This window comes from Paraburkholderia sp. MM5496-R1 (assembly GCF_050436205.1).
In the GTDB taxonomy this organism is placed as follows: Bacteria; Pseudomonadota; Gammaproteobacteria; order Burkholderiales; family Burkholderiaceae; genus Paraburkholderia; species Paraburkholderia tuberum.
Genome location: NZ_JBNDLT010000002.1, coordinates 2,526,980 through 2,552,119 on the forward strand (window position 1 = coordinate 2,526,980; position 25,140 = coordinate 2,552,119).

The window sequence follows — 25,140 nt, forward strand, 5'->3', positions numbered from 1 at the left end:
GGCCCCAGGCGCCTGTGCCACAAGGGTCTGCGGGACAAGCGTGCCGGAGCGGCGTGCAACATTTTTGGGAAGTAAGGCGAGATTCTAACGCCAAAACGAACCCGAAAGTGAGTTATCCACAGGGACCGATCGCTTGGTCCGGCAACCCCCGGCTGCGCCAGACGACGGCTAAGCTATTGACGGCCAACGGAAAACCAGTTTAAATAGCGGGTTCCGCGAAAACCAATTTCAGTAAACCACCGGCCATTGCGCTTTCAGCGATGATCGCGCGGTTTTTTTCGATCAAGTGAGAGCAACATGAAACGTACTTACCAACCTTCCGTTACCCGTCGCAAGCGCACCCATGGCTTCCGCGTTCGCATGAAGACCGCTGGCGGCCGCAAGGTCATCAACGCACGTCGCGCGAAGGGCCGCAAGCGCCTCGCGATCTAAGGCAAGCGGATTGCGCGCTGTGACCGAAACCCGCGGCGAATCGGGAGCGGCCGGGGCGCAGCAACCGGGCTCGGTTCCGTTGCGAGCGCAAGCCGCCTTCCCCAAAGCCGCAAGGCTGCTAAAAACGGATGAATTTTCATCCGTTTTTCGTTTGCGGCCGTGGCGCCGTACCGCACACTTTGTCGTGTACGGCCGGCCCACCGGCAACGAGGCGCGTCTTGGCCTCGTGATCGGTAAGAAGTATGCGCCGCGCGCGGCCACGCGGAATCTGGTGCGCCGGATCGCGCGCGAAGCCTTCCGGCTGCGTCGCGCGGAATTCGGCGGTTGGGATGTGCTGCTGCGTCTACACACGCGTTTCGACAAAAAAGCTTTGCCGAGCGCGTCGTCGCCGCCGTTGAAGGCGCTGTGCCGCAGCGAAATCGAGGCGCTGCTCGACAAGGCAGCGCGCGAAATTACCCGTCGTCAGGCGCCGCCCGCGGAGGCGCCCAAGACGGAATGACGCAGTGACCGCCCGCACCATGGTCGCCGCAATGGGCGTTGCGCCGGCAGCTTCAGAGCGCGGGCGTCGTCCTGTACTTCACGTTGCCCGGCGCCGTACGGCCGCACCTGCCATGCAAACGGTACTCTTCGCTTTATTGCGCTTTTACAAGCTTGCCGTGAGCCCCATGCTCGGCAACCGGTGCCGTTTTTACCCTTCCTGCTCTGATTACGCGCGCGAGGCAATCCAGTATCATGGCGCCGCGCGCGGGACTTATCTCGCCGTGAGGCGTGTTTGCCGCTGCCACCCGTTTTCCGCGGGCGGCATCGATCTCGTCCCGCCACCCACTTCTGAAAAGCGCTGACGCGCCGTTCCATCGACACTGAGACAACGCATGGATATCAAACGCACCGTCCTATGGGTCATCTTTTTCATGTCAGCTGTCATGCTGTTCGACAACTGGCAACGCGACCACGGACGCCCGTCGATGTTCTTCCCGAGCACGACGCCGACCCAGACCGCCGGCAGCGCCGCGCCGGGCACCACGACACCGGGCACCCAGCAAGCCGATCTGGCGACAACCAACGCGGCCGCGCCGGGCAACGCGCCAGCGGCCGAACAATCGCAGCTCGTGAAGTTCGGCACCGACGTCTATAGCGGCGAAATCGACACCCGCGGTGCCACCTTGTCGCGCCTGTCGCTCGTCAAGCAGGGCGACGGCAAGCAGCCGGATCTCGTGATCACGCTGTTCGACAAAACGAACAATCACACGTATCTGGCGCGCACTGGCCTGCTCGGCGGTGACTTCCCGAATCACAACGACATCTTTACGCTGATGCCGAATCAGCCGACCCATCTGGCCGACGGCCAGAACTCGTTCCAGATGAGCTTCGAGTCGCCGGAAAAGGGCGGCCTCCGGGTCATCAAGACGTATACGTTCACGCGCGGCAGCTATGTGATCGGCGTCGAGACGAAGGTCCAGAACGTCGGCACCACGCCGGTGACGCCGCAGCTCTATATGGAACTCGTGCGCGACGACCAGCCGGTCGAAACGCCGCGCTTCTCGCACACGTTCATCGGACCGGCTGTCTACACGAACGAGCATCACTTCCAGAAGATGACGTTCAGCGATCTCGACAAGAACAAGCAAAACTTCGCAACGTCGGCCAACGACGGCTGGGTCGCGATGGTCCAGCACTACTTCGCGTCGGCCTGGATTCCGCAGGAAGGCGTGAAGCGCGAGTTCTACGCCGAGAAGATCGATCCGTCGCTGTATCGCGTCGGCATGAAGGAGGCGATGCCGACCATCCAGCCGGGCCAGACCGTCAGCGTGTCCGCGCGTCTGTTCGCCGGTCCGGAAGAAGAAAAGATGCTCGCAGGTATCGCGCCGGGTCTCGATCTGGTGAAGGACTACGGCTGGGTCACGATCATCGCGAAGCCGCTGTTCTGGCTGCTGTCGAAGATCCACGGCTATGTCGGCAACTGGGGCTGGTCGATCGTGCTGCTCACGGTGCTGATCAAGGCGGTGTTCTTCCCGCTGTCGGCCGCGAGCTACAAGTCGATGGCGCGCATGAAGGCGATCACGCCGCGCATGCAGGCGCTGCGCGAGCGTTTCAAGGGCGATCCGCAGAAGATGAACGCGGCGCTGATGGAGCTGTACAAGACCGAGAAGGTCAATCCGTTCGGCGGCTGTCTGCCGGTCGTGATCCAGATCCCGGTGTTCATCTCGCTGTACTGGGTGTTGCTGTCGTCGGTGGAAATGCGCGGCGCGCCGTGGATTCTATGGATCCATGATCTGTCACAGCAGGACCCGTACTTCATCCTGCCGATCCTGATGGCCGTGTCGATGTTCCTGCAGACCCGCTTGAACCCGACGCCGCCGGACCCAGTCCAGGCGAAGATGATGATGTTCATGCCGATCGCGTTCTCGGTGATGTTCTTCTTCTTCCCCGCAGGTCTCGTGTTGTACTACGTCGTGAACAACGTGCTGTCGATCGCGCAGCAGTACTACATCACGCGGATGATGGGCAGCTCGAAGGCGAAGCCGGCCTGAGGTTCCGTCCGGTGGCAGCCCGCAGGGCCGCCGTGACGCAAGCTCAAAACGAAAAGCCGCCCGGTGCGAACCGGGCGGCTTTTTTTATGGTGCGGTTGAAGGAAATGCGGCGGGCGGCTGCGCTTGAGTTTCGTCGTTCACTCTTCGTCGGAATCTTCGCCGTAAAAACGCACGATCATTTCCTCGACCAGATTCCGGTCCTTCGGGGTCAACGATGCGATCTTCGAAGCGAGTTCGATCGTTTCGGGTGTCGGCGGATATTTTTCGCCACGTGCCATCGGTCGTGCGCTGGCGCCGGGCGGCGGTCCGTAATGGAGCCAGTGCTCCTTGACGTTCAACCATTCGGCGAGCGTGCGCAACTTGTCCGGCTTCGGGATCGTCGTGCCCGTCAGCCATTTGTGTGCGGTCTGGGGCGTCACGGGCCGCTCGCCGTAATAGCGAAGATTGAATTGCTCGGCGAGTTTGGTCCCACCGCGGATTTTCAGCGGCTCGAGCAGATCCTTCAGCCTCTTGGCGAAGGCGGCTTTTTCTTTGTCGGTCGGCATGGGCCAGATTGTGCAATTCGGAGTTCAGCCAGTTGACAACCGATCAAGCTTTGTTTTCTCTTATTTGAGATAGTTTTAGCTTGTAGCGCGCGCCCCGTAACGCGTTGCACGAATTTGATTTTTTTCATCTCTCGATTGCCAGGCTTGGCTTTGCCTGAACCACAGTTCCTGCCGAGTCTCAACAATTCCTAAGTAGCGCGGTAACAATCCTAGCTTAATTGAGATAAATCTGAGTTGTTCAAACGATAGGGGCGAACGGGCGCGTCATCCGCTTCGCGTCCTTGTCGCCAGCCCTTCCGTGCGAGGCGCGCGCGTTACAATGCCTCGCGCCGGCTCGACCGACGCGGCCCTGCTCCTCCCCTCCCGTTTCAGCCGACTTCACATGCTCACGACCGACTCCGATCCCATCGTTGCCATTGCTACCGCGCCCGGCCGGGGAGGCATCGGCGTCGTGCGGATTTCGTTCGGCCGCGCTGGCGCGGCGGCGGCCCAGCCGTTGATGCAGGCCCTCACCGGCCAGACGCTCGCGGCGCGTCACGCGAGCTACGTGCCGTTTCTCGACGCGAGCGGCAATCCGCTCGATCGCGGCATCGCGCTGTACTTTCCGGCGCCGCACTCGTACACCGGCGAGCACGTGCTTGAACTGCAAGGCCATGGCGGCCCGGTCGTGCTGCAATTGGTCCTGCAGCGCTGCATCGACGCCGGCCGCGCGTTCGGTCTACGGCTCGCCGAGCCCGGCGAATTCACGCGTCGCGCGTTTCTGAACGACAAGCTCGACCTCGCGCAGGCCGAGGCCGTCGCCGATCTGATCGAGGCAAGCACCGAGGCCGCCGCGCGTTCGGCCGGCCGCTCGCTCGACGGCGCGTTCTCGCGCGACATCCACGCGCTAGTCGAAGAGGTGATCACGCTGCGGATGCTGGTCGAAGCGACGCTCGACTTCCCGGAAGAGGAAATCGACTTCCTCGAAGCCGCCGACGCGCGCGGCAAGCTCGTGCGCATACGCGAGCGTCTCGCGCACGTGCTGAGCGAGGCGCGCCAGGGCGCGTTGCTGCGCGAAGGTTTGTCGGTCGTGCTGGCGGGGCAGCCGAACGTCGGCAAGTCGTCGTTGCTGAATGCGCTCGCCGGCGCCGAACTCGCGATCGTCACGCCGATCGCCGGCACGACGCGCGACAAGGTCGCGCAGACGATCCAGATCGAAGGCATCCCGCTGCACGTGATCGACACGGCCGGCCTGCGCGAGACCGAGGACGAGGTCGAGAAGATCGGCATCGAGCGCACGTGGGGCGAGATCGAGCGCGCGGACGTGGTGCTGCATCTGCTCGACGCGCGCGCCGGAATGACGGCCGGCGACGAAACGATCGCCGGACGCTTTCCGCGCGGCGTGCCCGTCGTCCGCGTGCTGAACAAGACCGACCTGACAGGGCTCGCGCCCGCGACGCAGGCGCTCGACGCCGACCTCGAACTTAGCGAGGTGCGGCTGTCGGCGAAGAAGGGTGACGGCGTCGCGCTGCTGCGCGATGAACTGCTGCGGATTGCCGGCTGGCAGGCGGGCGCGGAGAGCGTCTATCTCGCGCGCGAGCGGCACCTGATCGCGTTGCGCGCGGCCGACGAGCATCTGGCGACCGCCGCCGTGCATGCGGAGCAGAACGCGCAGGCGCTCGATCTGTTCGCCGAGGAATTGCGGCTCGCGCAGGATCAACTGAACTCGATCACCGGTGAGTTCAGTTCGGACGATCTGCTCGGCGTGATTTTCAGCCGATTCTGTATCGGCAAGTAACGCCGAACTTGTACGTCGCCGCAATGCGGCCGTCATATAGGCTCTCTCGGCCGAATCGGCGCCGCTGCCGCACACGCGAAAATCGCACTCCGTCGGCCAAAAAGCCACCGGATTTTTGGTACACAACCGTGCAAAGGTTTAGAATCCAGCTGTCCGAGCCTAAACGTACAGCGTCCCCAAAGCATGCCCCGCCTCGCCACCCCGCTCACCGAATCCGGGATCCGCGCGCTCGAACCGCGCGCGACCCGCTACTGCGTCGCCGACGGCAACGGCCTCGTGATCGAGGTCATGACGACCGGCACCAAGGTCTGGCGCTTCCGCTATACGTTGAACGGCAAGCGTCAGCCGCTCGCGACCATCGGCGATTACCGGATGATTTCGCTGCGCGTCGCGCGCGCGAAGGCGCAGAGGTACGCGGCGCTCGTCGCGCAGGGCATCTCGCCGGTCGCCACCGCGCGGCGCGACCGCGGTGCCGAGAGCAAGGCCGAGGTGCTGCGTGAAGCGGCCGAGCTTTATCTCGCGACGGCGCTGGCCGGCAAGTCGGATGAATATCGCCGCACCACGCGGCGCGCGCTCGACAAGGACGTGCTGCCCGCGATCGGCAACAAGGCGATCGGCGCGGTCACCGCTGACGACGTCGTCGCGATCTGCGAGCGCATCAAAAGCCGCGGCTCGCCGAAAATGGCGCTGCACACGCGCAACGTCGTGAAGCGCCTGTACGCATATCTGATCGCGCGCCAGCTCGCGACCAGCAATCCCGCGGAAGTCGTACCGGCGCGCTCGATCGCGACCTTCGACAGCCGCACCCGCGTGCTGTCCGGCGCCGAGATCGGTGTCATGCTGCGCACGATCGACACATCCAATATCCGCCGTCCGCTGAAGCTCGCGCTGCATCTGCTGGTGCTGACGATGGCACGCAAAGCGGACCTCGTCGAATCGACATGGGCCGAGTTCGATCTCGACGACGCGCTGTGGACGATCCCCGCCGCGCGCCTGAACGCGCGCGAGGACCGCGTCGTCCGTCTGCCGCGTCAGGCGGTTGCGCTGCTGCGCGAGCTGCAGCGCGGGCGCACCAGCGAGACGTTCGTGTTCCCGAGCGTCAGGGGCGACGATCGGCCGATCGCGAAAAGCACGCTGAACCAGGCAGTCAAGGCATTGGGGCTCGACGTGGAGCATTTCGTGCTGCATGACTTTCGTCGCACCGCGTCGTCGCATCTGCGCGACATGGAACAGCAAACAGCTGCGGGGGGCGACATCGCGAAGCGTGAAGCAACCGACGAAGCGGCGTGGCAGGGTCGCATGCTTCAGAGTTGGGCGGACTTTGTCGATAGCCAGATGGAAGTCGCGCGGTAGACGGCGAACGGGACGGCTTGACGGCATTGTCATGGGTTTTGGCGCCATGTGACGCTTGCCGTCAGGCCGGTAACAGGATGGTACACAGGCTAATGGGACCTCGCCCAGACGCTAAGCAAATAAAGGAAAAACCATCAAAAAAACAGGTTTCCAAAGCGGGCGCAAATGCGCCTTTTTTCGCTTCTCTGGACCGTTTGAATCGTCGTTCTTTCCCCGCTTCCTTCGCCTACACTGAGAGATGGATGCAAGCCGATACGGAGGTTCCGATGCCTGAATCAATGCTCGCTTATCTGATGGGGCCCGCCGTCATGCTGGTGGTCGGCCTTGCCATCTGGATGATGTCGCGTCACCGCGACCCGTCCAGGCCGCCCAAGCTCGAGCGCTGGCTCGACACGCATTACGCGGAGTGGCTGCATCACAAGCATTAAGCCGTGCCTCAAATGGAAAAAGGCCGTCGCATTGGGCGACGGCCTTTTTGTCTGCGCGTTGTTCGGCTGAATCATCCGCGCATCAGAGCCTTGCCGCGCTCACCACTGCGGCTCGGGTTGCGGTTGCGCATAGCCGTACTGTCCGGGCGGCGGTGCGCCGCACGCGACATAGGCGCGCTGATACTGGTCGTAGCAATATCCGGGCGGCGGTGCCACGTAAGCCGGCGCGGGCTGGTACGCGGGCTCGGCATAGACCGGCTGCGGATACGCGACCACCGGCGCCGGCGTCAACGCCGAGGTGACCACCGCGCCCAGCACCGCGCCGCCAATCAGCGAACCTACCACATCACCGCCGTGTCCGTGCGCGGACGCCTGGCCCGCCACCGTCAAACTACCCGCCATTACCAACGCCACTGCGATCTTTTTCATATTGAGCTCCCGCCGTTCAGGCATGGACGAATTGTCGCCGGCGCGCGCGGAAATAGATGCTGCAGTTGGTAACCAGAGATTTACTCTGTAACAGGTGCATAACGTTGGACGCGTTAACCCACGCAGGGCATTGCGCTGCTTTTCATCCAGGCATCGGGGGAAGATCGCCGCGCTGGCCTTGATGCGGGCGCCGACTATTATCTGACCAAGGGCAGTGGTCAACGAGCGTCTCGCCTCCCCGAAAGCTGACGTGCCCTCCCTGAACTTCATCCTGGCCGAACCACATGGATACCTCTAAACCGCCCCAGAATGCCGCAACGCTGCATCCCGCAGACGACGGGAGCCCGCAGGCGCACGCGCTCGTCGCTGAGGATGCGCCCAATCTCGCCAGCGACGACGCGCTCGCGCGCATCCTCGCCGCCCCGCCGGCGGCCGAGTGCCCGATCATGGTGCTGCTGGTCGGCGACCAGGCGGTCATCGCCGAGGGGGTGCGCGAGGCGCTCGCCGACGAGCCGGGCATCGACTTTCGCAACTGCGCGTCATGGGAAGACGCGGTGCGCTGCGCCGAGGAAACGCGCGCGACGGTGATCCTGCAAGATCTCGTGATGCCGGGCACCGACGGTCTGACGCTGGTGCGGCAATACCGGCTGAATGCCGCCACTCGCGACATCCCGATCGTCGTGCTGTCGACCAACGAAGAGCCGCTCGTCAAAAGCGCGGCGTTCGCGGCCGGTTCGAGCGACTACCTCGTGACGCATCGAGCTGATAGCGCGCATCCGCTATCACTCGCGCTCGTATCTACACCTGCTGCAACGCGACGAGGCGTACCGCGCGCTGCGGCAATCTCAGCGGCAACTGCTGGCGACGAATCTGGAGTTGCAGCGGCTCACGCATTCGGACGGTCTGACCGGCCTGTCGAACCGCCGCTACCTCGACCAGTATCTGGCGGCCGAATGGCACCGCGGCACCCGCGACAAGACCCGCCTCGGCCTCCTGATGATCGACGTCGATCACTTCAAGGCCTACAACGACACCTATGGGCACGTCGCCGGCGACGAAGTGCTGAAGAGCGTCGCGCATACGATCGAAGCGTGCCTCGGCCATTCACTGGATCTCGCCGCGCGCTTCGGCGGCGAGGAGTTCGCGGTGGTCGTGCCGGACACGTCGGCGGGCGGCTTGCGCCTGCTCGCGGAGAAAATCCGCATCGCGGTCGAAGACCGCGCGATCACACATGCGGGCTCGGCAGAGGGCGTCGTCACGATCAGCATCGGCGCGGCGATGGTGGTGCCGTCGGCCGCCGAACCGGTCACGACGCTGATCGAGGCCGCCGGCGTCGGCCTGTATCGCGCGAAACACGACGGCAAGAATCAGGTGGCCGTGAGCGGCTGAGTCTGGCGTCGCCCTCCTCAACCTTCGGCTTACGCGGCCACGGCGCGCGTATAGCGCTCGGCCGGCGCGCTGCGCGACAGATTCGGCTGCAGATGCAAACGCGCGCTGTTCAGACGCTCCCAGTCGGCGGCATCGGGCAACGACGGGATCGTCACCAGTTCGCCCTGATCGAGACCGGCAAGCGCCGCGTCGACCATGTCCTCGGCGCTCATCACGATCTGCGAAGGCAGGTTCTCGACCGCGAGACCCGCGCGATCCCAGAACGCGGTGCTCGTCGCGCCCGGCAGCACCGCTTGCAGCCGCACGCCCTTGCCGCCCACCTCGTGATGCAGCGACTGCGTGAGATTCAACACGTAGGCCTTGGTGCCGCTATAGGTGCCGTTCAACAATTCCGGCGCCAGCGCGACGATCGACGAGATATTGATCACCGTACCGGCGCCGCGCGCGATGAAGCCCGGCAACACCGCCGCCGTCAGGCGCGTGAGCGAGGTCACGTTCAGCTCGATCATCTGCTCGAGTTCATCGATGTCGGAGTCGACCAGCGTCGCGGTCGCGCCGACGCCCGCGTTGTTGATCAGCATCGTGATGCCGCGCTCGGCGCGCAACTGGTTCTCGATGCGGCGCACGTCGGCCTTGTTGGTCAGATCGGCGCTGACGGTGCTCACGCGGCGGCCGGTTTCCTTCGTCAGCCGGTCGGCGAGGCTGCTCAGGCGTGCGCCGTCGCGCGCGATCAGCAGCAGGTCGTAGCCGCGTCGCGCGAGCCGGTCCGCGTAGACCGCGCCGATACCCGACGATGCGCCCGTGACCACCGCCGTACCCTTGCCTTCGTTCGAATTGCCTTGTGCGCCCTTGTTTGCCTGCGTTGCCATTGAAGCTCTCCTTGCGGGCTGCGCATGATGCGGCCGCCCTGTCCGGTGAATGGGAACATCCGTGAACTCGCCGCCTGGCGGCTTTTGCGCTGATACGGCGGGGTTGACGAGCTAAGTTTAGGCGCGTACTGTTTTGTCTCAAATGTCATATTTCCCTCGTTTCCGGACATCGTAAATGAAACGCATCGGCGTGGCGGTCTTTCCGGGCTTTCAGATCCTCGACATGGTCGCGGTATCGATTTTCGAACTCGCCAATCAGGACACCGGCGAGCCCGCGTACGACGTCGCGGTGATCTCCGAGCACGGCGGCATGGTGCGCAGCTCGGCGGGCGTCGAGGTCGCGACGCGCCCGTTCGGCGATCCCGCCTACGACACGGTGATCGTCACCGGCGCGATGGAGATCGCGCCGTCGTCGCCGGGGCTGCTCGCGTTTCTGAACGACGCCCTCGCCGCCTCGCGCCGCACCGCGAGCATCTGCACCGGCGCGTTCGTGCTCGCCGAAGCCGGCATCCTCGACGGCCGCCACGCGACTACGCACTGGGCGCATGCGCGCGATTTGCAACGGCGCTTTCCGCGCGCGCGGGTCGACGAGGACCGCATCTTCATCGTCGACGGCTCGGTGTGGACGTCGGCCGGCATGACCGCGTGTATCGATCTGTGCCTCGCGCTCGTCGAGAACGACCTCGGCATCGCGGTTTCGCGCGCGATCGCGAAGAAGCTCGTGGTCTATCACCGGCGCACCGGCGGCCAATCGCAGTACTCCGCGATGCTCGATCTCGAACCGAAATCCGATCGGATCCAGAACGCGCTGTCGTATGCGAAGAGTCATCTGCGCGAGCCGCTGACCGTCGAGCAGCTCGCCGACGTCGCGCATCTGAGCCCGCGCCAGTTCAGCCGCGCGTTTCGCGACGAGACGCGCCAGTCGCCGGCCCGCGCGATCGAGGCGCTGCGTGTCGAAGCGGCTCGCACGATGCTCGAAACCGGCCGTCATTCGATCGAAACCGTCGCAGCCGACACTGGCTTCATCGACCCCGAGCGGATGCGGCGCGCGTTTTTGCGCGCGTTCGGCCAGCCACCTCAAGCGATCCGGCGTGCCGCACGCGTGGCGTAAGCGTTCGGGTAGAGAATAGGAAACCCGCGGTGCGAAGCTACGCAAAAAAAAGTATCCCGCTCGACCCGTGAATCGAACCCAGCCCAAATGAAAGGAAACGCGATGAGCTACAACGACAGCAACCCGTTCGCCAAAATCTTGCGCGGCGAACTACCGTGCATCAAGGTGGCCGAAAACGACCAGGCGCTGGCTTTCATGGACTTGATGCCGCAGGCCGACGGCCATCTGCTCGTCGTGCCGAAGGAAGCGGTCGCCGAAATTTTCGATCTATCGGATGCGGCGCTCGTCGCGTCGACGCGCATGGCGCAAAAGCTCGCGATCGCGGTGCGCGCGGCACTGCGTCCTGACGGCGTGTTCATCGGCCAGTTCAACGGCGCGGCGGCGGGACAGACAGTGCCGCACGTCCATTTCCACGTGATTCCGCGCTGGGAAGGCCAACCGCTGAAGCTGCATGCGCGCGAGGTCGCCGATCCGGACACGCTCGAAGCGCTCGCCAAACGGATTCGCGCGCACTGGCGCGCCCATTGAAGCGCGACGCGAGGGCTGCCGACGCAACGTCGCGCCCCGCATTACGGTCACGCCCGGTAACAACTGTAAAAGCCGTTGAAACCACCGATTGGCGCGTCGCGACTAGACTGCTATTGCCTTGTGTTCAAGGCATTGAGTGTGGATCTCTTTTTTCAGCCTGCCCCTGTGGCAGGCTTTTTTTCTTTAGGGATCCGCTTCGCAATCTCAGAGCCGCTCGCGCGAACGGCGTAGCGGATGCCGCCAGTCGATGCGTCGGCGACGCGCTCGCAACGGCCGTCCGTCGTGCAGGTCTCGATGCTCCTGCCACAGTTCGTCGGAAAAAAGAAACATGACGATCAGCAGCGGAACGACCAGAAAAATCCCGAGTATGACGTGCTCGTTCACGATAGCCTCCGGGTGCAGGAGATTCGTTTTCATTGTAGAGCACCGCCTGTACCCGCATACCGGCTCGACGAAGATCCACCTGGATTCAGGCCGCACGCGAAGGGTACATCGCACTGCGATCGCGCCCTCCTCGCCTGTCCACGCGGCTTTGCGCCGCGCGGCTTTTTTTCATGCGTTTTCGGCAATGGCGCGTTGCAAGCGTTTCATCAAGGCCCTGAGAGACGGCTGGCACTGTTTATTTTCTGCACTTGCCTCGTTATTGCGCATCGCCGCTTTTGCCTGTGGAATGACTTTGTGTGCAATGCACAAACCCATTGATTAAATTGTATTAAATCGCTTAATTGACGCTACGCGTTTACGTGAATGCGCGCGCAAAGCTTTACCAGCTAAGGCGTGTTCGAGAGTGGATTTTTAGTTATTCATTTCATTGCCATTCGGTCGGGCGTGTGCTCAAGCTTTAATCAGCTTCGACAGCAGGTGCGACAATTCGCCACTATTGCGATCGCACACAAGATGTGCTTGTCGTTCTCATCGGTTCTCCTAAAGTACAAGATGCGGGTCCACCGTTAAAGTTAAATACATAGCTAACCGAGATGTTTTCGGCCCGCCCCGGAGGAACGAATGAAAACTCGAATTGCCGTTGTTTTCGCCATCGCGGGTTTGGCTGCCGCTAGCGTTCAGGCGCAAGACGTCGTGATCAAGCCGCAGCAAACGATCCAGTTCAAGGCCAATGCCTATGGCTGCGTATCGAAGGACAAGCTCGATGCCGCCGATCACCACGCGCAAGCCGGTGAACAGCAGCAGATGCAGGAATTCTTCTCCGGATATCAATGCGTGTCGACTCCGACCGACTCGAGTTTCCGCGTGGTGCGCGTGGTCGGCCACGACGTCGAGTTCGTGAATTCAGCCAATAGCGACACCGAGGGACTCTGGGCGAACGACCGATTCATCAAGCAATAAGTACACACCGGCATTCCGGCAAAAGCCGGAATACGGTCGCATGCGTATCCGCTGCGGCTTTAGAAGTCGTAGGCGTAAACGCGTGAGCTAAAAGAGACGGCTTGGGCATTCCGATGCCAAGCCGTTTTTTATTGCTTTTGATACTTGCCAGCCTTCACCTGCAATAAAAAAGCCGATGCGGGTTTTATCGACCCGCATCGGTAGTACGCCTTCTCGCAAAGCGCAGGAAACCGGCCACGAGCAACGGCGCGTCAGTGCACGCGCTTGCTGCGGCGGTACTGGTCGAACAGAACCGCGAGCAGCAGGATGCCGCCGCGAATCAGATACTGATAGAACGTCGGTACGTTCAGCAGGCTCATGGCGTCCTGAACCGAGCCCATGATCAGCACGCCGACCAGCACGCCGGAGATCGTCGCGACACCGCCCGTCAGCGATACACCACCCAGCACGCACGCGGAAATCACGCCGAGCTCGAGCCCGACCGACGTCTTCGGATCGCCGAGGCTCATGCGCGACGCGAGCATCACGCCCGCGAAGCCGGTCACGAGGCCTTGCAGCACGAACACGGTGATCTTGATCCGCGTGACGGGCAGCCCCGCGAGCACAGCGGCTTCGCTATTGCCGCCGACGGCCAGCACGTTCTTGCCGAACACGGTCTTTTTCAGCAGGAAGCCGAACAGAACGAAGCCGACGATGTTGCTCCAGATCGGATAAGAAATGCCGAGGAACGAGCCGCCGCCGAGCTCGAAGAAGCGCTCCTCGGAGATCATCACCGCGTCGCCGTTCGACGTGATGTACGCGAGGCCGCGCACGACCTCCATCATCGCGAGCGTGACGATCAGCGAGTTGATCTTGTAGCGCGCGACCAGCGTGCCGTTGACGAGCCCGACCGCGCCGCCCGCGAGCACGCCGGCCGTGATGCCGACTAACACGCTGTGCGTCGCGGTGATCAGCACGGAAGCCACCACGCCCGAAAACGCGACGATCGACGCCACCGACAGGTCCACCTCCCCGAGCGCGAGCACGAACATCATCGTGACGGAGATCGAGCCAATCAGCGTGACCGACAGCAGCAGGCCCTGGATATTGCGCGTGCTCAGAAAGTCTGGGACCGTGAACGACAGCACCGCGAACAGGACGATGAACACCATCACGATGCCGGATTTGTTGATCAGGTCCCAGGTGCGCGCGGCGCGCGCGGTCAAGCCCACGGAGGCGACGGCGGGGGTCGAGGAATCGGTGGAAGGTGTATTCATGATGTCTGTTCCATTCAATGCCGTTTTCGTTGCGATATTCGGTAAGAGGTCTGGTGGCGCGATCCGTTGGGCGATCAGCGCGGCAATGCCAGCTTGATCAGCGCATCCGGCGTGGCCTGCGCCTTCGGCAGATCGCCGACGATGCGGCCTTCCTTCATCACGATCACGCGATCGGTCACGCCGATCACCTCGGCGAGATCGCTCGACACGACGATGACCGTGCGGCCCGCCTCGGCGAGCCCATACAGCAGCCCATAGATCTCGCTGCGCGCCCCGACGTCGATGCCGCGCGTCGGCTCGTCCATCAGGAACACGTCGATCTCTTCGGCGAGCCAGCGCGACAGGATCACCTTCTGCTGATTGCCGCCGGACAGCGTGCCGATCGGCGTGTCGCCGTTGCGCGTCTTGATCGCGAGCTTGCCGATGAATTCACGCGTGGTCTGCGCTTCCTTGCGGCCGTTGAGCACGTTGAAGCGGCTGAAGTGGCGGCGGCAGCTGATGTTCAGGTTGTCCGACACCGACGCGATCGACACGATGCCTTCCTGCTTGCGATCCTCGGGACACAGCGCGACGCCGGCACGCACCGCGTCGCGCGGCGTGGCGAACTGCACGCGCTTGCCCTTCAGCGCGACCTCGCCGGCGCTCGGCTTGAGCGCGCCGTAGATCAGCTTCATCAGCTCGGAGCGGCCCGCGCCGACGAGCCCGAAGAAGCCGACGATCTCGCCCTTGCGCGCCGAAAACGATGCCGGTTCGCGCAGGCCCGGTCCCAACAGGCCCTCGACCTGAAGCTGCACGTCGCCGTGCTCGCGCGCGCGATAGCCGTACACATCGGTGATCGAGCGCCCCACCATGCAGCGGATCAGCCGATCGCGGTCGAGTCCCGCGCCGGCCTCGAAGGTATCGATGCGGCGGCCGTCGCGAAACACGGTGACGCGATCGCACAGTTCGTAGACTTCATCCATCCGGTGCGTGACGTAGATGATCGCGTGGCCTTCGGCCTTCAGCGCGCGGATGATGCGGAACAGTTGCGTGGTTTCGCGCGACGACAGCGAGCTGGTCGGTTCGTCGAACGCGATCACGCGCGCGTCACGCATCAGCGCCTTGCCGATTTCGATCATCTGCCGCTGACCGATCGACAGATGCTTGACCTGCTGCGACGGATCGAGCTTTTCGCCGAGCCGTTCGAGCTCGCGCATCGCACGCGCGACCAAAGCCTTTTCGTCCAGTACGCCGAAGCGATTCGGCAGGGCGCCGAGCATCAGATTCTCGGCGACCGTCAGCTCCGGCACCAGATGCAGTTCCTGATAGATGATCGCGATGCCCGCGGCGATCGCCGCCTTGGTCGTCGCGAACTGCTGCTCGACGCCGTCGAGCGACAACGTGCCCGAGACAGGATGATTGACGCCGGACAGCACCTTCAGCAGCGTCGATTTGCCGGCGCCGTTTTCGCCCATCAGGCCGTGCACCTCGCCGCGGCGCACTTCGAGCGAGACCTGGTCGAGCGCGAGCACGCCCGGAAAGCGCACGGTGATGCCGTCGAGCCGGAGATAGGGGGCGTCGGATGCAGGCGTCGATGCAGGCGAGGGCGTGCGCACCGCCTCGCCGGCATGAGACCCGGTGAATAAGGACGTCATCGAAAAACCTCGAACGGATGAAAGCTGAGCGGGCCGCGCTCGCGCTAAACGCGAGGCACGAGGCGGCCCGCCGTCTGCTGCGAGAACCTCGCTTAAATACCCAGTTCCTTGCGCACGTCCTGCCAGTTGCCGCGCACCATCAGCTTGCCGGTGGTTTGCGTGTCGGCGGGCGGCTGCTTGCCGTCCTTGATCCACTCGATAAGGTTCTCGGTGCTTTCCTTGCCGTGGTTCGTCGAGCTGACCGCGATCGTGCCGTAGAAGCCCGTCGGTTCCTTCTTCTGGAACTCGGCGAACGCCTCGCCCGCGCCGTTGATGCCGACGCCGATCACGTCCGCGGCCGGAATATGCAGCTGTTCGGTCGCGCGCACGCCGCCGAGCACGCTTTCCTCGTTGAGCGCGAAGATCACCCACTTCTTGATATTCGGATGCTGCGCGAGCACCGGCGACACCGCGTTGAAGCCGCCTTCGTCGTCGGTGGTTTTCTGCGGCGCGTCGAAGACGTTTTCCTTCTTGAAGCCGCCGGCGAGCAGCGACTGCGTCGCGCCGTCGGTGCGCAGCTTCGCGGTCGGCAGCTCATAGTCCGTGATACGCAGCGCGCCGACTTCCTCAGGCTTCCAGCCGCGGCGCTTCATTTCGTCGGTGATCGCCTGGCCCACCTGGTTGCCGATCTTGAAGGCCGACATGCCGAGGTGCGGCACGTTCGCCAGCGGCTTGCCGGTCGAATCGACCAGCTGGTCGTCGACGGTCACGAACTTCATGTTGTAGCGCTTCGCGCGCGCCTGAATCGCCGGTCCGAGACGCACGTCGGGCGCGCAAATCACGAAGCCCTTCGCGCCTTGCGCGCCGAGGTTGTCGATCGCGGCCAGCACTTTTTCGCCGTCGGGCGTGCCGATGTTGACGACCGAGAAGCCGTCCTTCTTACCGAGCGCGGTCGCGGCTTTCTGTTCGTTGATGAACCACGCCTGTTCGGGCATCTTCACGAGGAAGCCGACTTTGAGCGGCTCATCCGCGTGGGCGGACAGTTGTGCGGCGAACGGGGCGGCGAGGGCGGCGGCGGCCATCGCGGTCAGGGTCAAACGGCGAAGCTTGCTGGTCATCTACTGTCTCCTGAGGGTGAAAAGCTGCATTGATGTCGTGTAGTCGCAGCGGGGTAACGCGGGCGGCGTCAGCCGTCGCGCGAATCGGGGCGGATCTGCGCGCGGTACGCCGGGCGGTTCGCGCAAGTCGCGGTGAAAACGGTGGCGCGGCTCATTGCTTCTAGCTCGCCAGGTACGCCGTTTTCACGGCGGTCCAGAACGCGGCATCGCTCGCGCCATAGGCCGACGCCTTGCGCCCGCCGCCGGGTCCATGATGCTCGACGGTCGTGGTCGGCAGATTGATCGTGACGAGACCGCTCTGCACGTGGCGGCGAAAATGCCGCGCGCGTTCGAGCGAGCGCGTACAGATGCCGGCGCACAGTCCGTAGGCGGTGTCGTTCGCGAGATGTAGCGCGTGTTCGTAATCGTCCGCGCGCAGCACGACCGCGAGCGGCCCGAAAATCTCTTCACGCGCGATGCGATGCTCCGATTCGCCGATAAACAGCGCCGGCTCGAAAAAATAGCCGCGCGTCGCGCGCTCCAGTCGCCGCCCGCCGCGCAACAACTGCGCGCCTTCCTGCTCGCCGACGCGCACGTAGTCGAGATTGCGTTCGAGCTGCGCGGCGTTCGCCACCGGGCCGATATCGGTGCCGTGCTTCAACGCGTGATCGACGGTGAGTTTCGCGAGCTTTGCCTGCAACGCGTCGACGAACGGCGCGAACACCGCGCGTTCGACGATCAGCCGCGCGGCAGCCGTGCTGCGCTGGCCGGTCGCGCTGAAGGCACCGGTGAGCGCCGCGTCGACCGCGCCGTCGAGATCGGCGTCGGCCAGCACGACGAACGGATTCTTGCCGCCCATCTCGAGCTGCACGCGCGCCTGGCGCGTCGCGGCGGCCTGCAGCACGCGCGTGCCGGTATCGGACGAACCGGTGAAGCTGATCGCCGCGACGAGCGGATGTGCGACGATGCGCGCACCGACCTTGCGTCCGCTGCCCATCACGAGGTTGAACACGCCGGCCGGCAAGCCCGCGCGACTGACGATCGACGCGAGCGCCGCCGCGCAGGCCGGCGCCGATTCGGCCGGCTTGTAGACGACGCAGTTGCCGTGCGCGAGCGCGGCGCCGATCTTCGCCGCGGCGATCGCGAGCGGCGCGCTCCACGGCGCGATGATGCCGACCACCCCGAGCGGCTCGCGCGTCACGTCGATTTCGACGCCGGCACGCGCCGACGCGTGCGGCTCGACGAACGCGCGCAGCGCCTCGGCCGCGAACAGCTTGAACAGTTGGCCCGCGCGTGTCGCTTCGGCGAGCGCCTCGGGCAGCACCTTGCCGACTTCACGCGCGAGCAGCCGGGCCAGCTCCTCGCGGCGCGCGAGCATTTCGCTGCCGATCGCGTCGAGCGCGTCGGCGCGGCGCTGTGCGGAGGCGAGCGACCAGTCGCGAAACGCCTCGTGCGCAGCCTCGATCGCGCTGTCGGTCTGCCGCACGTCCGCGCGCACGTATTCGCCGACCGGCTCGTCGAGATCCGACGGATTGAGCGACACGCCCGTGGTCGCGCCAGTCTCCCATCCGCCATTGATGTAATGGCGAAACGGGCTGGCAACGAGGGGGACGAGCGGATCGCGGTTCATCGGCGAAAAAGGCGCACCGTAAGTTCACAAAAGTCCACGAATGGTATGAGCCGGCTCAATAACTTTCCAATCCCTTTTTAGGCTTCTCCGATATCAGTTTCGATATGGCATCATGGAGCTTCAGAGGAAGAACGTACAAAAATCGCTCGTAAAAACCAGGAGACCCTGCGATGACGCGTAGCTATTCGAACTGGTTCGTGCGCGCGCGGCTGAAGACGCGCCAGTTGCTGCTGCTTGCCGCGATGGAGGAGGAGGGCAACGTGCGCCGCGCGGCTGACGTGCTCGGCATGACGCAGCCGGCCGCGTCGCGCCTGTTGAAAGAGCTCGAGGACATGCTCGGCGTGAGCCTGTTCGACCGCACGCCGCACGGTATGCATGCGACGCTGTACGGCGAGGTGATGATCCGCCACGCGCGCATGGTGCTGTCGAACCTGAGCCAGGCGCACGACGAAATCTCGGCGCTGCGCTCGGGGCTCGCGGGTCAGGTGCGTATCGGCGTGATCGCCGCGGCCGCCGCGACGATGGTGCCGCGCGCGATCGCGAGCGTGAAGGCGCGTTATCCGCAGTTGCAGATCTGGACCGAGGTCGAGACCTCCGACGTGATGCTGCCGCGGCTCGCCGAAGGCGATCTCGACATCATGATCGGCCGCGTGCTCGAAAGGCAGAACCAGTTCAAGACCGACGTGCGCTACGAACCGCTCGCCGACGAACCGCTGTGCGTGGTCGCGCGTCCGGGCCATCCGCTCGAAAATGAAACGGGATTGACGCTGCGTGGCATCGTCAATGCGAGCTGGGTGCTGCATCCGCCGGGCAGCGTGCTGCGCCATCGCTTCGATCTGATGTTTTCGCAGATCGGCCTGAATCCGCCGCAGAACGTCGTCAATACGAACAACTTCCTCGCGATTTCGAGCCTGCTGCTGCAAAGCGACATGTTGGCGGTATTGCCCGATGAAGTGGCGCGTCAGTACCAACAGTACGGGGTATTGAAGCGCGTCCCGATCGATTTGCCTTGCAGGATGGATACATTCGGTATCATCACGCGCCAGTCGCACCTGTTGTCGCCGGCGGCCGCCGTCGTGCTCGACGCGCTGCGAGATGCGGCTCGCGATGTGTACGGGACGGCCACGGAACCCGCGGTGGCCCGGTAAATGCTTCCTTCTGTGTCATAGGCACCGGCTGACGGCGCGTGAGGAACATACGATGTACAGCAAACACAAGAAACGGCAACGCGCCGTCGACGATTCATTTTCGCTGCGCTCCGGTGGAGCGAGCGCCTGGTTTAGCAACGGCATGGCTCTCAAATCGACGATATACAAGGCGGAACTGCAGATCGCTGACATGGACCGGCACTATTACGCCGACCATTCGCTGACGATCGCCCGTCACCCCTCCGAAACCGACGAACGGATGATGGTCCGCGTCGCCGCGTTCGCGCTGTTCGCGCAGGAACGGCTGGAGTTCTGCAAAGGTTTGTCGGATGTCGACGAACCGGATCTGTGGGCGAAGGATCTGACCGGCGCGATCGACACGTGGATCGAGGTCGGCCAGCCCGATGAGCGCCGCATCGCCAAGGCGAGCGGGCGGGCGAATCACGTGGTCGTGATCGCGTATGGCGGGCGTACTTCGGAAATCTGGTGGCAGGGCGTGCGCAACAAGGTCGAGCGCCTGCGCAACGTGACGGTCTGGACGCTCGGCGAAGTCGTCGCGGCATCGCTCGGCTCGCTTGCCGAACGCACGATGCGGCTGCAATGCACGGTGCAGGACGGCGAAGCATGGCTCGGCAGCGCCGAAGCCGACGCGGTGAAGATCGACTGGACCGTACTGAAGGCGCCCGCCGACGCGTGACGGCTCAGGTCTGAACCAGTTTTTGCGCCGCTTCGTTCTCGCATTCAGAGCGACGTGACCCGCGCCGCTTCCGGCGCCCCCTTCAGCTCGACCATATTGCCCTCCGGGTCGAACAGATACAGCGACGGCCCGAATCCGTCCGCGCCATAACGCACTCCCTGTTCGCCGAGCCGCGCGCCATGCGCGCTCAAATGCGCCTTCAACGCGTCGGCGTCGAACGACTCGACGCGCAGACACAGGTGGTCCATGTTGCGCCCCGTGCCCGCCGCGCCGTTTTCCGCGCGATCGAGCTTCGCGCCGACCTGCAGCAGATCGATCAGCGATCGGCCCGCGCGCAGTTGCGTGAGGCCGAGTTCGCGCTGCTCCTTTTCAACGCTGCAACCGAGTACGTCGCAGTAAAAGCGCGCGAGGGTTTCGACGTGCGTCGCCCGGATCACGACGTGGTCGATCTCGCGAATGTGGATTTTCATGTCGAACGCCCTTTCGCTAGTTCGGAGAACCGATTAGGAAGTGTAGGAGAAAGGAAAGGGCGGGGTGGGTCGGCGGGAAGTCGTGGGCGAACCGGACCAAATGCGGGCCAGGCGCGGACAGAAAACGCAGGCAAAAAAAAGCCCGCTCAAGTGGAGCGGGCTGAATCCATATCAGGAGGAGACATGGAGGAGACAAGCACTAATATACACATCGGCTTGGTGCGACGCAATAACTTTTTAAGGGAAAACCCGATATCGTGCGAAATTGCCGCAGTTTGAGGCAAAACGTCCGGCCGCAGGGCATTCCAAGGCGCTTCGGATTGCAATTTGCCGGGTTTGACCCCACTACGGGTACGGACAAGCGCGTCCGAATCACAGAGCAAGATCCGGCGCGTACTGTGTAGCGTTCGGGCCTAGATTGATGAGCATCGACACTGCCTGCCCATCCGGGCCCCATGACATCATGAACGCCACCACTCGCCATTCCGCCCCCATGCGCGCCGCCGCCGACGTCGACACCACCCAGTGGCGCACCGACGACGAACGCTGGGACGCCGTCACCCACCGCGACCGCGATGCCGACGGCGCATTCTTCTACGCGGTCAGGACGACCGGCGTGTTCTGCCGGCCGTCGTGCGCGTCGCGCCAGCCGCGCCGCGAAAACGTCGCTTTCTTCACCGATGCCGCCGCCGCGCGCGCCGCGGGCTTTCGCGATTGCAAGCGCTGCCAGCCCGGTGGCCTGCCGCGCGAGCTCGACATCGTCGCCAGGGCGTGCGCCGCGCTCGACGCCGATCCGCAGCAGCGCCTCACGCTCGCGCAACTGAGCGATGCCGTGCACGTGAGCCCGTTCCATTTGCAGCGCCTGTTCAAGCGCGTGGTCGGCGTCTCGCCGCGTCAGTACCAGGCCGCGCAACGCGGCGCCGCGTTGCGCGATGCGCTGCAGGGCGGCGCCGACGTCACGCGCGCGACGCTCGACGCCGGTTTCGGCTCGCCATCGCGAATGTACGACAGCGCGCCGGCCGAGCTCGGCATGGCGCCGTCCGCGTATCGCCGCAAGGGCGCGGGCCTGACGGTGCACTATGCGAGCGCGCCGACCTCGCTCGGCTTCGTGCTGGTCGCCGCGACTGACAAGGGCATCTGCAAGATCGGTTTCGGCGACGACACCGCGCTGCTGATCGACGAGTTGCGCGGCGAGTTCGCGAATGCCGAGCTGCGCGAAGACGCCGGCCGGCTCGCGCCGTTCATCGCGCAGATCGACGCGTATCTGCGCGGCACGCGCCAGGCCTTCGAGTTGCCGCTCGATATCGCGTCGACCGCATTCAAGCAGCGCGTGTGGGATGCGCTGCGGCGGATCCCGTACGGCGAGACACGCAGCTATTCGCAGATCGCCGAGGCGGTCGGCTCGCCGCGGGCGGTGCGCGCCGTCGCGAGCGCATGCGCGACCAACCCGGTCGCGCTCGCGATTCCTTGCCATCGCGTCGTGCAGAAGGGCGGGGCGCTCGCCGGCTATCGCTGGGGGCTGCCGCGCAAGGCCGCCTTGCTCGACAATGAGGCGCAGCACGCAGGCGGCGTTTCAACCAGCGACGCGCCCCGCCGCGACGCAAGCCGCACAGATGCCGACTCCCACAACTCCCAACTGGATCACGCCGCTTGAGCACGCTTCACGAGGTTGCAACTCTCGAATTACCGTTCAAGGCACCGTTCGACTGGCCGCGGCTGCTGCGCTTTTTCAGCGGCCGCGCGACGCCCGGCGTCGAAGCCGTCGAGGACGGCGCGTATCGTCGCGCGATCGACTGGAACGGCGACAGCGGCACACTCAGCGTGCGGCTGCATCCGCGCAAGCGCTGCATCGTCGCGAGCATCGAAGGGCCGGCGAGCCGCCACGCCGACGCACTCGCCGCGCCAATCGCAAGAATGTTCGATCTGTGCGCCGATCCAAAGAAGATCGCCGCCGGACTCGCGGCGGACCCGTGGCTCGCGCCGCTCGTCGCCGCGGTGCCCGGCCTGCGCGTGCCGGGCGCGTGGTCCGGCTTCGAACTGGTGGTGCGCGCGATCGTCGGTCAGCAGGTCAGCGTGAAGGCCGCGACGACCATCATCGGACGGCTCGTGCAGCGAGCGGGCGAACGCATCGACGGGCATCCGCACGAAAACACCGCGTGGCGTTTTCCGACGCCGGCCGCGCTCGCCGAAGTCGATCTCGCGCAGATCGGCATGCCGGGCAAACGCGTCGCCGCGTTGCAGGGCTTCGCGCGTGCGGTCGCGAGCGGCGACGTGCCGCTCGACAGCAGCGACACCGTCGATGCCGCGAGCCTGCGTGCCGCATTGCTCGCGCTCGCGGGCATCGGCCCATGGACCGTCGAATACGTCGCGATGCGTGCATGGCGCGATCCCGATGCATGGCCCGAGGCGGATCTCGTGCTGATGCAATCGATCTGCGCGCGCGATCCTTCGCTCGTACGGCCCGCGCAGCAGCGCAGCCGCACCGACGCGTGGCGGCCGTATCGCGCGTATGCCGCGATGCATCTGTGGAACGAGGTGGCGGATCGGGCGGGCGCTGCGCGCGGGGGATGAGCTGAGCGTCGTCGCGACGTGCCGATGCCGATGGCGTAGTTCAGCGCGACCTCGACCTGCTCGCTGAAACTCCGCCGAAGCGGCCGCAAGCAGCGGTTCTGGCGAGATGTTAAAGTGCCCGCTACCGAAAATTCCGCCGAACGTTGTCAGCCGCTATACCGTCTGTGAATCGTCTGGCGATACACGGCGACCGGCAACGCCCGACTTGCATCAATGCCAAACACCACACCTTCCTGCCCGACCGACGCGCTTTCGCACCGCCTGTCCGTGCTCGACTCGAGCCCGCAGCACGATGTGCTGATACGCGGCCTGCGCGGCATCGAAAGGGAAAGCCTGCGCGTGACGCGCAACGGCCAGCTCGCGATGACGCCGCATCCGCGCGCGCTCGGCTCGGCGCTCACGCACCCGTCGCTGACGACCGACTACTCCGAGGCGCTGCTCGAGCTGATCACGCCGGCTGAGCAGGACGCCGCCGAAACCCTCGCGCAACTCGACGTGCTGCATCGTTTCGTCTACGCGGAGCTCGGCGACGAGATCCTGTGGAACAACTCGATGCCGGGACTGTTGCCCGCCACCGACGATGGCATTCCGATCGCGCACTACGGCACCTCGAACATCGGCAAGCTGAAGTACGTGTACCGCGTCGGCCTCGCGCTGCGCTATGGCCGCACGATGCAGTGCATCGCGGGCATCCACTACAACTATTCGCTGAGCGAAGACCTGTGGCGCCTGCTGCACGCCGATCAGCAATCCACCGCGAACGCCGTCGACTTCCAGTCCGACCGCTACCTCGCGCTGATCCGCAATTTCCGCCGCACGAACTGGCTGCTGATGTATCTGTTCGGCGCGTCGCCGGCGCTCGATCGGCGCTTTCTCCGCGATCGCAAACACACGCTCGATACGTTCGACGCCGACACCCTGTACCGCCCGTACGCGACCAGCCTGCGCATGAGCGATCTCGGCTATTCGAACACGGCCGCGCAAGCCGCGCTGCACGCCGACTACGACACGCTGCCCGGCTATCTCGACGCGCTCGCGAAAGCCGTGAGCCAGCCGTATCCCGCCTACGAGCAGATCGGCACGCAACGCGACGGCGAGTGGGTGCAGATCAACACCAACGTGCTGCAGATCGAAAACGAGTTCTATTCGACGATCCGTCCGAAGCGCGTCACGTATCCGGGTGAGCGGCCGTTGCATGCGCTCGCCGCGCGCGGCGTGCAATACGTCGAAGTGCGTTGCATGGACATCGATCCGTTCGAGCCGGCCGGCATTTCGCTCGAAACGTCGCGCTTTCTCGACGCGTACCTGCTCGTGTGCGCGCTCGACGACAGCGCGTCCCTGCCTCCGCTCGCGTACACCGAAGCGAACCGGAACTTCGGCCGCGTGACGATGGAAGGCCGCAAGCCAGGCCTCGAACTGGTTCGCGACGGCAAGCCGGTCGCGATGATCGACTGGGCCGACGAACTGCTCGTGAAAATCGACGCCGCGGCGGCCGTGCTCGACAGCCTGAAGGGCGGTGACGAACACGCGCGCGCGGTCGCCGCGCAACGCGCGAAGCTCGCGGACGTGTCGCTGACGCCATCGGCGCGCGTGCTGCAAACGATGCGCGACCAGCAGCAAAGCTTCCTCGCGTTCGGCCTCGCGCAAAGCGAAGCGCACGCCGCGTACTTCCGTGCGCGTCCGCTCGATGCCGCGCAGTCCAAGGCGTTTGCCGACCTCGCGGTGCGATCGCTCGACGAACAGGCGAAGCTCGAACGCGACGAGGTTGGTTCGTTCGATGCGTTCGTCGCTGCGTATCGGGCCTATACGCTCAATCGCTTCAGCGTCTGAGCGTTCGGACCACAGCATCCCGGAAGTGCTTCAAGCGGCCCACGTGGCCGCTTTTTCTTTGCCCCGAGTAACGCGCAGGTAACCTCTACGGA

The 25,140-nt window shown here is 64.5% G+C and carries 24 protein-coding genes and 1 pseudogene; 16 read left to right on the forward strand and 9 right to left on the reverse strand.

Annotation, left to right across the window (positions count from 1 at the left end; translation table 11 throughout):
- Positions 1–297: 297 nt before the first annotated feature.
- The 4 genes from rpmH (at position 298) to yidC (ending at position 2,963) form a co-directional block, all read left to right on the forward strand.
- Positions 298–432, forward strand: a complete 135-nt coding sequence (rpmH, locus tag OKW38_RS18615; protein ID WP_004198824.1) for a 50S ribosomal protein L34 — start codon at positions 298–300, stop codon at positions 430–432.
- 19 nt (positions 433–451) lie between these two features.
- On the forward strand, positions 452–931 hold the full coding sequence (locus OKW38_RS18620) for a ribonuclease P protein component (protein ID WP_429362627.1): 480 nt from the start codon (positions 452–454) through the stop codon (positions 929–931).
- A 112-nt stretch (positions 932–1,043) separates the two neighbouring features.
- Positions 1,044–1,274 (forward strand): membrane protein insertion efficiency factor YidD, encoded by a 231-nt coding sequence (gene yidD, locus OKW38_RS18625; RefSeq protein ID WP_167050029.1) that lies wholly within the window; start codon positions 1,044–1,046, stop codon positions 1,272–1,274.
- Between the two features lie 30 nt (positions 1,275–1,304).
- Positions 1,305–2,963 (forward strand): membrane protein insertase YidC, encoded by a 1,659-nt coding sequence (yidC, locus tag OKW38_RS18630; RefSeq protein WP_429335550.1) that lies wholly within the window; start codon positions 1,305–1,307, stop codon positions 2,961–2,963.
- Positions 2,964–3,100: 137 nt separating this feature from the next.
- Here yidC and OKW38_RS18635 read toward each other — a convergent pair whose 3' ends face one another.
- Positions 3,101–3,508, reverse strand: coding sequence for a helix-turn-helix domain-containing protein (locus OKW38_RS18635; RefSeq protein ID WP_018418931.1), 408 nt, complete (start codon positions 3,506–3,508; stop codon positions 3,101–3,103).
- Between the two features lie 382 nt (positions 3,509–3,890).
- Between OKW38_RS18635 and mnmE the strand changes: the two genes are divergently transcribed.
- The 3 genes from mnmE to OKW38_RS18650 all read left to right on the forward strand — a co-directional run bounded on the left by mnmE (position 3,891) and on the right by OKW38_RS18650 (position 7,066).
- Positions 3,891–5,285, forward strand: a complete 1,395-nt coding sequence (gene mnmE / locus OKW38_RS18640) for a tRNA uridine-5-carboxymethylaminomethyl(34) synthesis GTPase MnmE (protein WP_090802291.1) — start codon at positions 3,891–3,893, stop codon at positions 5,283–5,285.
- Positions 5,286–5,468: 183 nt separating this feature from the next.
- A complete protein-coding gene (locus OKW38_RS18645; protein WP_429362629.1) occupies positions 5,469–6,638 on the forward strand; it encodes a tyrosine-type recombinase/integrase in 1,170 nt (389 codons plus the stop codon).
- 266 nt (positions 6,639–6,904) lie between these two features.
- A complete protein-coding gene (locus OKW38_RS18650) occupies positions 6,905–7,066 on the forward strand; it encodes a hypothetical protein (protein ID WP_167368611.1) in 162 nt (53 codons plus the stop codon).
- Positions 7,067–7,165: 99 nt separating this feature from the next.
- On the opposite strand, the gene OKW38_RS18655 is transcribed toward OKW38_RS18650, so the two are convergent.
- Positions 7,166–7,495, reverse strand: coding sequence for an ecotin precursor (locus tag OKW38_RS18655; protein ID WP_429362630.1), 330 nt, complete (start codon positions 7,493–7,495; stop codon positions 7,166–7,168).
- A gap of 284 nt (positions 7,496–7,779) precedes the next feature.
- Between OKW38_RS18655 and OKW38_RS18660 the strand changes: the two are divergent.
- Positions 7,780–8,884: pseudogene (locus OKW38_RS18660) on the forward strand (diguanylate cyclase).
- 29 nt (positions 8,885–8,913) lie between these two features.
- On the opposite strand, the gene OKW38_RS18665 reads toward OKW38_RS18660, so the two are convergent.
- Entirely contained in the window at positions 8,914–9,753 is an 840-nt protein-coding gene (locus tag OKW38_RS18665) for an SDR family NAD(P)-dependent oxidoreductase (RefSeq protein WP_429362632.1), read from the reverse strand.
- Positions 9,754–9,928: 175 nt separating this feature from the next.
- Between OKW38_RS18665 and OKW38_RS18670 the strand changes: the two genes are divergently transcribed.
- Both OKW38_RS18670 and OKW38_RS18675 read left to right on the forward strand, forming a co-directional pair.
- A complete protein-coding gene (locus OKW38_RS18670; RefSeq protein ID WP_090802301.1) occupies positions 9,929–10,864 on the forward strand; it encodes a GlxA family transcriptional regulator in 936 nt (311 codons plus the stop codon).
- A gap of 102 nt (positions 10,865–10,966) precedes the next feature.
- Positions 10,967–11,392 carry an HIT family protein gene (locus OKW38_RS18675; protein WP_090805510.1) on the forward strand — a complete coding sequence of 142 codons (426 nt, stop codon included), beginning with the start codon at positions 10,967–10,969 and terminating at the stop codon, positions 11,390–11,392.
- A gap of 204 nt (positions 11,393–11,596) precedes the next feature.
- Here the strand turns inward: OKW38_RS18675 and OKW38_RS18680 are convergent, their stop codons facing one another.
- The gene (locus OKW38_RS18680) at positions 11,597–11,776 is read right to left on the reverse strand and encodes a hypothetical protein (RefSeq protein WP_090805511.1); all 180 of its coding nucleotides are present in this window, start codon (positions 11,774–11,776) and stop codon (positions 11,597–11,599) included.
- A gap of 621 nt (positions 11,777–12,397) precedes the next feature.
- On the opposite strand from OKW38_RS18680, the gene sap1 reads away from it, so the two are divergent.
- Complete coding sequence (gene sap1, locus OKW38_RS18685) at positions 12,398–12,736, forward strand: surface attachment protein Sap1 (RefSeq protein WP_018418921.1); 339 nt, start codon at positions 12,398–12,400, stop codon at positions 12,734–12,736.
- Positions 12,737–12,987: 251 nt separating this feature from the next.
- Here the strand turns inward: sap1 and araH are convergent, their stop codons facing one another.
- The 4 genes from araH to OKW38_RS18705 form a co-directional block, all read right to left on the reverse strand.
- On the reverse strand, positions 12,988–13,992 hold the full coding sequence (gene araH / locus OKW38_RS18690; protein ID WP_429335544.1) for an L-arabinose ABC transporter permease AraH: 1,005 nt from the start codon (positions 13,990–13,992) through the stop codon (positions 12,988–12,990).
- A gap of 74 nt (positions 13,993–14,066) precedes the next feature.
- The gene (araG, locus tag OKW38_RS18695) at positions 14,067–15,626 is read right to left on the reverse strand and encodes an L-arabinose ABC transporter ATP-binding protein AraG (protein WP_429362634.1); all 1,560 of its coding nucleotides are present in this window, start codon (positions 15,624–15,626) and stop codon (positions 14,067–14,069) included.
- A 92-nt stretch (positions 15,627–15,718) separates the two neighbouring features.
- Complete coding sequence (locus tag OKW38_RS18700) at positions 15,719–16,723, reverse strand: arabinose ABC transporter substrate-binding protein (protein WP_429335542.1); 1,005 nt, start codon at positions 16,721–16,723, stop codon at positions 15,719–15,721.
- A 160-nt stretch (positions 16,724–16,883) separates the two neighbouring features.
- Positions 16,884–18,332 carry an aldehyde dehydrogenase family protein gene (locus tag OKW38_RS18705; RefSeq protein ID WP_429362636.1) on the reverse strand — a complete coding sequence of 483 codons (1,449 nt, stop codon included), beginning with the start codon at positions 18,330–18,332 and terminating at the stop codon, positions 16,884–16,886.
- 170 nt (positions 18,333–18,502) lie between these two features.
- Between OKW38_RS18705 and OKW38_RS18710 the strand changes: the two genes are divergently transcribed.
- Positions 18,503–19,480, forward strand: a complete 978-nt coding sequence (locus OKW38_RS18710; RefSeq protein WP_090802307.1) for a LysR family transcriptional regulator — start codon at positions 18,503–18,505, stop codon at positions 19,478–19,480.
- A gap of 142 nt (positions 19,481–19,622) precedes the next feature.
- Positions 19,623–20,177 (forward strand): YaeQ family protein, encoded by a 555-nt coding sequence (locus OKW38_RS18715; RefSeq protein ID WP_429363785.1) that lies wholly within the window; start codon positions 19,623–19,625, stop codon positions 20,175–20,177.
- A gap of 44 nt (positions 20,178–20,221) precedes the next feature.
- Here the strand turns inward: OKW38_RS18715 and OKW38_RS18720 are convergent, their stop codons facing one another.
- Entirely contained in the window at positions 20,222–20,647 is a 426-nt protein-coding gene (locus OKW38_RS18720) for a VOC family protein (RefSeq protein ID WP_018418913.1), read from the reverse strand.
- Between the two features lie 463 nt (positions 20,648–21,110).
- On the opposite strand from OKW38_RS18720, the gene ada reads away from it, so the two are divergent.
- The 3 genes from ada to gshA all read left to right on the forward strand — a co-directional run bounded on the left by ada (position 21,111) and on the right by gshA (position 25,048).
- Complete coding sequence (gene ada / locus OKW38_RS18725; RefSeq protein ID WP_429362638.1) at positions 21,111–22,301, forward strand: bifunctional DNA-binding transcriptional regulator/O6-methylguanine-DNA methyltransferase Ada; 1,191 nt, start codon at positions 21,111–21,113, stop codon at positions 22,299–22,301.
- Positions 22,298–23,218, forward strand: coding sequence for a DNA-3-methyladenine glycosylase family protein (locus tag OKW38_RS18730; protein ID WP_429362639.1), 921 nt, complete (start codon positions 22,298–22,300; stop codon positions 23,216–23,218). Before ada ends, OKW38_RS18730 begins: the two co-directional genes overlap by 4 nt.
- A gap of 213 nt (positions 23,219–23,431) precedes the next feature.
- Entirely contained in the window at positions 23,432–25,048 is a 1,617-nt protein-coding gene (gene gshA / locus OKW38_RS18735; protein WP_429362640.1) for a glutamate--cysteine ligase, read from the forward strand.
- Positions 25,049–25,140 lie beyond the last annotated feature (92 nt).

What these genes read in the sequence shown, in the direction of transcription:
- rpmH (WP_004198824.1), top strand. Translation starts at nt 298, where the DNA reads ATGAAACGTACTTACCAACCTTCCGTTACCCGTCGCAAGCGCACCCAT.
- yidD (WP_167050029.1), top strand. Translation starts at nt 1,044, where the DNA reads ATGCAAACGGTACTCTTCGCTTTATTGCGCTTTTACAAGCTTGCCGTG.
- yidC (WP_429335550.1), top strand. Translation starts at nt 1,305, where the DNA reads ATGGATATCAAACGCACCGTCCTATGGGTCATCTTTTTCATGTCAGCT.
- OKW38_RS18635 (WP_018418931.1), bottom strand. Translation starts at nt 3,508, where the DNA reads ATGCCGACCGACAAAGAAAAAGCCGCCTTCGCCAAGAGGCTGAAGGAT.
- mnmE (WP_090802291.1), top strand. Translation starts at nt 3,891, where the DNA reads ATGCTCACGACCGACTCCGATCCCATCGTTGCCATTGCTACCGCGCCC.
- OKW38_RS18645 (WP_429362629.1), top strand. Translation starts at nt 5,469, where the DNA reads ATGCCCCGCCTCGCCACCCCGCTCACCGAATCCGGGATCCGCGCGCTC.
- OKW38_RS18650 (WP_167368611.1), top strand. Translation starts at nt 6,905, where the DNA reads ATGCCTGAATCAATGCTCGCTTATCTGATGGGGCCCGCCGTCATGCTG.
- OKW38_RS18655 (WP_429362630.1), bottom strand. Translation starts at nt 7,495, where the DNA reads ATGAAAAAGATCGCAGTGGCGTTGGTAATGGCGGGTAGTTTGACGGTG.
- OKW38_RS18665 (WP_429362632.1), bottom strand. Translation starts at nt 9,753, where the DNA reads ATGGCAACGCAGGCAAACAAGGGCGCACAAGGCAATTCGAACGAAGGC.
- OKW38_RS18670 (WP_090802301.1), top strand. Translation starts at nt 9,929, where the DNA reads ATGAAACGCATCGGCGTGGCGGTCTTTCCGGGCTTTCAGATCCTCGAC.
- OKW38_RS18675 (WP_090805510.1), top strand. Translation starts at nt 10,967, where the DNA reads ATGAGCTACAACGACAGCAACCCGTTCGCCAAAATCTTGCGCGGCGAA.
- sap1 (WP_018418921.1), top strand. Translation starts at nt 12,398, where the DNA reads ATGAAAACTCGAATTGCCGTTGTTTTCGCCATCGCGGGTTTGGCTGCC.
- araH (WP_429335544.1), bottom strand. Translation starts at nt 13,992, where the DNA reads ATGAATACACCTTCCACCGATTCCTCGACCCCCGCCGTCGCCTCCGTG.
- araG (WP_429362634.1), bottom strand. Translation starts at nt 15,626, where the DNA reads ATGACGTCCTTATTCACCGGGTCTCATGCCGGCGAGGCGGTGCGCACG.
- OKW38_RS18700 (WP_429335542.1), bottom strand. Translation starts at nt 16,723, where the DNA reads ATGACCAGCAAGCTTCGCCGTTTGACCCTGACCGCGATGGCCGCCGCC.
- OKW38_RS18705 (WP_429362636.1), bottom strand. Translation starts at nt 18,332, where the DNA reads ATGAACCGCGATCCGCTCGTCCCCCTCGTTGCCAGCCCGTTTCGCCAT.
- OKW38_RS18710 (WP_090802307.1), top strand. Translation starts at nt 18,503, where the DNA reads ATGACGCGTAGCTATTCGAACTGGTTCGTGCGCGCGCGGCTGAAGACG.
- OKW38_RS18715 (WP_429363785.1), top strand. Translation starts at nt 19,623, where the DNA reads ATGGCTCTCAAATCGACGATATACAAGGCGGAACTGCAGATCGCTGAC.
- OKW38_RS18720 (WP_018418913.1), bottom strand. Translation starts at nt 20,647, where the DNA reads ATGAAAATCCACATTCGCGAGATCGACCACGTCGTGATCCGGGCGACG.
- ada (WP_429362638.1), top strand. Translation starts at nt 21,111, where the DNA reads ATGAACGCCACCACTCGCCATTCCGCCCCCATGCGCGCCGCCGCCGAC.
- gshA (WP_429362640.1), top strand. Translation starts at nt 23,432, where the DNA reads ATGCCAAACACCACACCTTCCTGCCCGACCGACGCGCTTTCGCACCGC.